General features: G+C 27.3%; 7 protein-coding genes. 1 reads left to right on the forward strand and 6 read right to left on the reverse strand.

Annotated features, from left to right (window positions below):
* Positions 1 to 716: 716 nt before the first annotated feature.
* Positions 717 to 857, forward strand: a complete 141-nt coding sequence (locus CPX_RS03045; protein ID WP_161802336.1) for a hypothetical protein — start codon at positions 717 to 719, stop codon at positions 855 to 857.
* A 233-nt stretch (positions 858 to 1,090) separates the two neighbouring features.
* Here the strand turns inward: CPX_RS03045 and argS are convergent, their stop codons facing one another.
* The 6 genes from argS to rpsT form a co-directional block, all read right to left on the reverse strand.
* A complete protein-coding gene (gene argS / locus CPX_RS02230; protein WP_320408631.1) occupies positions 1,091 to 2,650 on the reverse strand; it encodes an arginine--tRNA ligase in 1,560 nt (519 codons plus the stop codon).
* Positions 2,644 to 2,781, reverse strand: a complete 138-nt coding sequence (locus CPX_RS03390; RefSeq protein WP_235443249.1) for a hypothetical protein — start codon at positions 2,779 to 2,781, stop codon at positions 2,644 to 2,646. The genes argS and CPX_RS03390 overlap by 7 nt, the downstream gene beginning before the upstream one ends.
* A 111-nt stretch (positions 2,782 to 2,892) precedes the next feature.
* Complete coding sequence (locus tag CPX_RS02235) at positions 2,893 to 3,801, reverse strand: RluA family pseudouridine synthase (RefSeq protein ID WP_053521548.1); 909 nt, start codon at positions 3,799 to 3,801, stop codon at positions 2,893 to 2,895.
* A gap of 213 nt (positions 3,802 to 4,014) precedes the next feature.
* Positions 4,015 to 6,108, reverse strand: a complete 2,094-nt coding sequence (ftsH, locus tag CPX_RS02240) for an ATP-dependent zinc metalloprotease FtsH (RefSeq protein ID WP_053521549.1) — start codon at positions 6,106 to 6,108, stop codon at positions 4,015 to 4,017.
* Between the two features lie 53 nt (positions 6,109 to 6,161).
* Positions 6,162 to 7,436 (reverse strand): serine--tRNA ligase, encoded by a 1,275-nt coding sequence (serS, locus tag CPX_RS02245; protein ID WP_053521550.1) that lies wholly within the window; start codon positions 7,434 to 7,436, stop codon positions 6,162 to 6,164.
* Between the two features lie 241 nt (positions 7,437 to 7,677).
* A complete protein-coding gene (rpsT, locus tag CPX_RS02250) occupies positions 7,678 to 7,938 on the reverse strand; it encodes a 30S ribosomal protein S20 (protein WP_053521551.1) in 261 nt (86 codons plus the stop codon).
* Positions 7,939 to 8,289 lie beyond the last annotated feature (351 nt).

Raw genomic sequence — 8,289 nt, forward strand, 5'->3', positions numbered from 1 at the left:
AAAAAAATTAATTTTTTTTTAAATTTAACCTCTCATAAATAAGATACGATTATTATGGATTTATGATAAAATTAAGTTTTAAATGATTTTATTTATGAGAAGCGTTTTTTTAGTAAAAATTAACCTCATTCAAAGACAAAAGAATAATTCTACAATTATGAACTTTACAGAATTTATATGCAAATACATTTTATCAAAACAGGAAAAAAATATTAATTTGTAAATTAGAAAATTTTAATACTAGCGAAGATAGCAAATACCAAAAATATCTTAAAGCTTCTCAAACTGCATACGACCAAAATTTAAACAAAGACAAAAACCTTGAAAAACAAAACCACTTTTGGTCCAATTTATGGCGCCCTTTACCGTCCTATAAAACAGGTTTTATGATTGCCTTATTCATAAATATGGATGGATTGTTTTTAAGTTTATTATTGGCTTTATTTTTAGTATTCATAAAAACTATTTTAGAACAATCACAAAATTTTCATAAAATGGTCTTTTATTCCCAAAAAAAACTTCTCTCTTTTAATAGATTTTTTCATGAATATTTTTAAAGCGATTCCAATAGCTGTGCAAGCCTTTATTATTTTATAATTCATTAGTTTATTTTTATCTTTTTAAAGGTTTTACAGGTATTTTATATGTAGCTTTAATTGTGGTTTTATTAAATACTGCTTTTTCGAGGAAAAATAGAAGACGGTTATGCTTTAAGAATGGAAAGACAACAAGTTTTTTGCTATATTATTTTAGAACAAACATTTAAAAGAATAATTCCTTCTTTTCGGAACCAATTGATTATTAATTTAAAAGAAACTTTTTTATTTTCTGTTATTGGAATGGTAAATTTATTATAAGCAGCAGAAACGTAATATTTCTATTGCTTTCGATGCCATTACGCCTTTTATAATGGTAAGTATCTTTTTTATATATCGTTTTAGTTAGTTTAACTCATTTTACAAGCAAAAAAATACAAAAATGGAATCATTAAAAAGACGATAAAAAGATAAAAAATAAACTCTTTTTAGTGGTTTATTTTTTTATATGATAAAGAGTGATAAGTTGATTAAAATTTTTAGCATAGAAGGAATTACATTTGTTCTAAAATAGGTATGCCTAAAATATTTAACCCTTCTTTTATAACAGTAGAAACATTTTTAATTAATAAACCGTTCGCTTTTTGTAAAACTAAATCGTCAGTTAAAATTTTTTCCAGAGCGTAAAATTGATTAATAGTTTTAGCTAATTTCAGCAAATATCTCGCTAGTACACTCGGCATATTATCTTTTTTCGCTTTTTTTAAAACAGAAGAAAATTGATCCATTAACTTAATTAAAGCGAAATAATGATCTTGAACAAAATAAACTTTCATTTGAACCCATTTTTTTTCCACATAATCATCGCTTTTTTTTAATTGTTTAATAACAGAATTAAGCCTGACAATAGTATATTGTAAGTAGGGGCCTGTATTGCCTTCAAATTGTAACATGTGTTTTAAATTAAATTCAATGTTTAAATGGCGATCATTTTTCAAATCATTAAAGACAACAGCGCCGATCGCTATTTTTTGAGCTGTTTCATGAATATTAGTTAAATTGTGGTTTTTTTCTTGAATTGTTTTTTCTGCTTCTTTAGTAGTAGCTTCCAAAATATCAATCAATCTATAATTATTACTTTTACGAGTCGAAATCTTCGTATTTTCAAGCAATACTAAACCGAAATTCACATGTTCTAAATCACAATCATAACCCATGATTTTATTCATCACTTGTTTTAATTGTTGATAATGTAATTTTTGTTCGTTTCCTACAACGTATAAAGTTTTTTGAAAATTAAATCTTTCTTTACGGTAAAGAACACACGCCATATCTCTAGTCAAATAAAGAGTGCTTCCGTTGTCTTTTTGTATTAAAGCCGGTGGAATACCTTCTAATGGTATAATATAAGCCTTTTGATCTAACAATAATAAATTTTTAGCACGCAAATCTTCCACTAAAGCCATACTTTTATCATGATAAAAAGATTCGCCAATATAATGATCAAAAGAAATATTTAATAAATCATAAATTTTACGAAATTCAGTTAAAGAAATATCTTTAAACCATTTCCATAAAGCAACTATTTCGGGATCATTTTCTTCTAATTTTTTAAAAATTTCTCTAGCGTCTTGATTTAATTGTTCGTATGTTTCTGCTTGGTCATGAAAATAAATATAAAGTTTTTGCAGTTCATTAATAGGGTCTTTTAAAACTAATTCTTTCTTCCCCCATTTTTGAAAAGCTAAAATCATTTTACCAAATTGAGTGCCCCAATCGCCTAAATGATTAATTCCTACCGTTTTATAACCTAATTTATTATAAATATTTTTCAGCGAATTACCAATAACTGTAGAACGAAGATGACCAATAGAAAAATTTTTAGCAATATTAGGCGAAGAATAATCTATCACAATAGTTTGATTATTAGATTTTAATTGTCCATAATTAGTGCCTGATTCGCTAACATCTATCAAAACTTTTTCACTAATCAAATGACGATTAATTTTAATATTTAAAAAACCTTTATCAAAAAAAATATCTTCTATTTCGTTTAAAGTCATTAAATCAGATTTAAAATTATTAAAAATTTCTAAAATATCTTTTTTTAAAATTTTTGATAAACAAAAAGAGCTAAGTAAAAATCAAATAATTGACTTTTATCATTGTGTTTAATAATCGTTTTAATGTTGTATTTATTATTTAATGTGTTTTCTATTTTTTGTTTAATTGTATCTAAATGCATAAAAAATGGTTCCTTATTTTTAAGTTATTTTTTATAAAAACTATGAATTTTAAATCATTTATATCATAATCGCGCTTTTAAAAAAATAACATTATTTTGATAAAAAAATAGTTACAGGAAAGAAGATGGTTCTAATTCTAATTGATCTAACGCCTTTTGAAAAGCATTATTTAAAGGGACTTCCAAAGATATTTTTTTTTCTTTTTGAGGATGAGAAAAATCTAATTTTTTGGCATGCAATAACTGGGTCTTGATATTTTCATTATGATTGCCGTATAAATTGTCGCCCACAATAGAGTGCTTTAAATAAGACAAATGAACTCTTATTTGATGAGTCCTACCTGTTTCTAACTCTAATTCTAATAAAGAATAATGTTCAAATCTTTGTAAAGTTTTAAAATGAGTAACTGATGCTTTTCCTTTAGAAGTGACAGACATTTTCAAATGGTTTTTCACATCTCTACCGATAGGCAAAACAATGGTCCCGTGCTGTCCTAAAAAACCATGAATTAAAGCCCAGTAAGTCCTTTTAACATGCCTTTTTTGCAACAATGCTTGCATTTGAATGATGGTTTCTTCCGTTTTACCGACAATCATTAAACCTGTAGTATCTTTATCTAAACGATGGACAATACCTGGCCTTGTGCCTTGTATTTTTTTTAAAACCGGTATTTGGTATAATAAACCGTTCACCAAAGTGATGCCTTTATAACTAGAAGAAGGGTGGACCACTAAATTAACCGGTTTGTTAATTACCGCTAAACCATCATCCTCATAAACAATATCCAAATCTAATGGAATAGGATCTAATTCATTAACAACATTTTTAGTAATTATTTCTACCTTTATTTCATCGTTATTCTTCAAAAGATAACTTTTTTTCTGTTTTTGATCGTTTATTAAGGCTTCTCCAGAAGAAATCAAACTTTGGCATTTGTTTTTGCTTAAATTTAATTTTTTCACTAAAAAAACATCAAAACGCATACCTGTTTCTATTTCTTCAACCAAAAATTTCTTCATATTTCGCATCGAGCCTTTCTAACGCAATAGAATAAAATTTGTTCGCTTACAAATAAATAAAAAAATAAATGTATTTTTAATAGATAAAATACATTTATTTTAAATAAAGTACACAAACCAAAAAGAAAAAATTTTTTGGTTTGTGACGGAAAAGTAAATTTTTAGTTTTTTAATAAATATTTTTTTATGAATCAGAATTATTCTTCATCTGTTTCATCCGTTATCATGTTCAGTTTCTTCGCTTTTGCCATCAACTTCTAGATTTTCATCTTCGATAGTTTTTTCTGTTTCTGCATTTTTATCATCTTGTTCTTCGGATGAATTAGCGTCTTTTTCTTCTGATACATCATTGTTATCATTTGAAGAAACAATTTTCTCTTCTTCTTCAGATGTGTTTTTTTCATCAGAAACGTTATCAAGTAAAGTTTCTTTTTCTGCTTTAGCAAGTTTTTCTTCTTCGTACCAAGCGATTTTATCAGTTGTAAATACTTCATCAATATCTCTTTTAGAAAGAGTTTCAATTTCAGATAAATAATCAGCGATTTTAAATAAAAGTATTTTGTTTTCTAAAAGCTTTTGTTTGGCTTCAGCGTAAGCATTAGTTAAAATATCTTGAACAGCTTGGTCAATTTCTACAGCTTTAGATTCGGAAAAATCTTTGTGAAAAGTTGGCGTTTCTTCTCCGTATTGAGCTAATCCGACAACACTCATTCCAAATTTAGTCACCATGATTCTCGCAATTTTAGTTGCTTGTTTGAAATCGTCATAAGAACCTGAAGAGATATCATCTAAAAATAATTCTTCTGCCGCTCTTCCGCCTAAATAAGAAGTTATTTCGGCTAATAATCTTTTTTTAGAATAGAAATAAGTTTCTTCTTCCGGTAACATCAAATTATAACCGCCGGATTTACCCCGAGGTATAATAGTGATTTTTTGGACTTTTTTAGCATTGGGTAATGTAAGACCAATAACTGCATGACCTGCCTCATGGAAAGAAACTAATTTTTTCTCTTTATCAGTGTATCTTCCACCTTTTTTAATAGAACCGATTAAAATTCTATCTAAAGCTTCGCTTAAATCATTTTTATTGATTTTGCGTGCTCTTCTTCTTGTAGCTAATAAAGCAGCTTCATTTAAAATACCTTCTAATTGGGCGCCACTGAAACCTGGTGTTTCCTTAGCTAGTTCTTCCAAACTGATATCTTTTTCTATTTTTTTGTTAGAAGCATGTAGTTTTAAAATAGCTTCACGATCTTTTAAACTTGGTAAATTAATGGTAAATTGACGGTCAAAACGTCCTGGCCTTAACAACGCAGAATCTATGCGTTCAGGTTGGTTAGTTGCGGCAATAACAATAACGCCTGAATTCTTATTATAACCATCCATTTCCACTAAAAGTTGGTTTAAGGTTTGTTCATTTTCGCTATGTCCCATATCAGATCCTCTTTTGCGAGCCATAGCTTCAATTTCATCGATAAAAACAATACAAGGAGCATTCATTTTGGCGTTTTTAAATAAACTTCTCACACGAGAAGCTCCCAGTCCAACATACATTTCTACAAAATCTGAACCAGACGCAGCAAAGAAAGGAACGCCAGCTTCACCAGAAACCGCTTTAGCTAATAAAGTTTTACCAGTGCCTGGAGGACCTGATAATAAAACTCCTTTAGGAATTCTGGCGCCCATATCTATGTATTTCTTAGGGTTTTTTAAAAAGTCGATTAATTCCTTCATTTCTTCTTTTTCTTCGTCAGCGCCAGCGATATCTTTAAAAGTTAAAGTCGGTTTTCGAATCACTTCTCTTCTTAATTGGGTTTTATTTTTATCACCAAATTGTTCTGAGAATTGACTTCCGATATCTTTCATACTTGTAAACAAAAAATAAAAAATCAAGACTGTTAAAAATATTCTTAAAGAACCAAATAAAGGACCGAATCCCATGTAAGGTTCTTGAATAGTTGTAGCTAAAAAAACTTCATAAGGAGAATCTTTGTTTTTTTCCACTTCTTTCCTTATTCGGTGAAAACTTTCTTCATCAACAAAAGAATATTTTTTGGTTTTTTTTTCATCACCTTCTTTATAGGTCACTATTAAATCATATAAAACAGGGAGCCCATTTGTTAAAATAGGTTTTATTTTCAATTCGTTTTTGTCTAAAAGAGTTAATAATATTTCTGATTCAGATTCGTCTTTTTTTAATGATTTTTGAAATAAACCCCATAAAGACATTATGACGCCAATAGAGATAATGAAAAGCATAATATACCAAATATTAATTTTTTTTAATTTATCTTCCCATTTATTCATAGGTTTTATCCTTTAAATTCCTTTCGCAATGTTGTTTGCAACCTTTTGAAATGTTACTTAATAATATCAATTCCCATATAACTTTTTAAAACATCAGGTACTACAATATTTCCGTCTTCATTTTGATAATTTTCCATAATAGCGATCATAGTTCGTCCGATAGCTAAAGCTGATCCATTTAAAGTATGAACGTATTCGTTTTTATCTTTTTTATTTTTATTAAATTTAATGTTGGCTCTTCGAGCTTGAAAAGTTTCTGCATTACTGATAGAAGCTATTTCGCGATATTTTTGTTGACTAGGCAACCACACCTCAATATCATAAGTTTTAGCCATGCTAAAGCCTAAATCGCCCGTTGATAAAGCGACCACTCTATAAGGTATTTTTAACTTTTGCAAAATTTCTTCAGAATCTTTTAACATTTCTTCTAAAACAGTGTAAGAATTTTGCGGTTCTACAAATTGAATCAATTCCACTTTATTAAATTGTTTTTGTCTTAAAATGCCTCTGGTATCTTTTCCAGCAGCTCCTGCTTCTTGTCTAAAACAAGTAGTAAAACTGACATATTTAATGGGTAATCGTTCTACCTTTAAAGTTTCATTGCGATGAATATTAATAGTAGGTACTTCAGCAGTCGGATTTAAATACCAATTATATTTATCTAATTTTAATTTGAAAAGTTCTTTTTCAAATTTAGGCAATTGACCGGTAGAAAACATTGAATTTTCGTTGACAATAAAAGGGGGGATGATTTCTTGATAACTCTTTTGAGAGTTCGTATCCATCGTAAAATTAATTAAAGCTCTTTCCAAACGAGCTCCAGCTCCTTTTAAAACAGCGAATCTGCTGCCAGTTACTTTAGCAGCCGCCTTCAAATCTAAAATATTTAATTTTTCGCCTATTTCCACATGATCTTTAATAGGGAAAGGTTTTTCTTCTGGTTCCATAAAATGTTTAATAACAACATTATCTTCTTCGCTTTGACCGATAGGAGTAGATTCGTGAGGAATATTAGGAACACCATGTAACAGGTGATTAATTTTATTTTCGATGGTTTGTAGTTCTTGCATTAATGCTTCTAATTCTTTTTTAGAAATAGCCTCTTTAGCGATCATTTCATCAATAGATTTGTTTTCTCTTTTCAACGTTCCTATAGAACGAGAGAGATTATTTTTTTTAAACCTTATTTGTTCTATGGAAACAATTAAATTTTTACGCGATTGATTTAATAAAATAAGTTCTTCTAAATAAGAAAAGTCTTCTTGTCTTGTTTGTAGTTTTTGAATAACTAATTCCATATTTTGAATTATAAATTTCAAGTCTAACATTATATTAACATAATCCTTTGTTTGATCAGGTTATTAAATAACCAATAAACTTAAAAGACAGATATTAAAACTACTGTGATAATCTTTTTATTAAGTCTATTTTGTAATAGAGATTTTAAAAAAATTTCTTATAATAGCAAAAACAAATTCACATATCCACAAAAAGATATGATAATCTTGCTATTGAATTTTTTTTAATTGATTTCTAAAGAATGTTTTTAAAGAAAAAAATGTTTATTCATTAAATTTGATTAAACATTTTAGAGAAATTAGATTTGTTTCTAGAAACAAAGTTAGAATGATAAATTCCTTTGGATAAACCTTTATCTAATTTTTTATTAACGTAATTTAACAATGTTAAAGCTTGTATTTTTTCAGAAGCCACCGCAGCAGCTTTAAATTTTTTAATTGCTGTTTTAACGGAAGATTTGTAAGAAGCATTCTTTAATCTACGTTTTTCGTTAGTCTTATTGCGTTTTTTTTGTTGTTTAATATTTGCCATTTGATCAATACCCCTTTTTATTCAAAAAATATTTTTTTATTTTAAAATAATTTAATTTATATAAATTATTGTAATCATGAAATTTATATTATAAATATTAAATCATGTTTATAAAATACTCTATATTATATATTATATTATATAATCAGCAAAACAGAAACATAATAAAGTATTTTATTAAAAAAGGCATTATTTATGATAACACTTTTTTAATAAAATAATTTTTATTTAATCATTTAAATTCTTTTTATTAATTAACATTAATTATTATAATGCATATATGTGAATTATAACCATTTTTTAATTAATATTCATATAATCAACCTTTTTTTGATTTTATAGTGGAGAAAA

It is taken from the genome of Candidatus Phytoplasma pruni (assembly GCF_001277135.1).
GTDB classification, from domain to species: Bacteria; Bacillota_I; Bacilli_A; order Acholeplasmatales; family Acholeplasmataceae; genus Phytoplasma; species Phytoplasma pruni.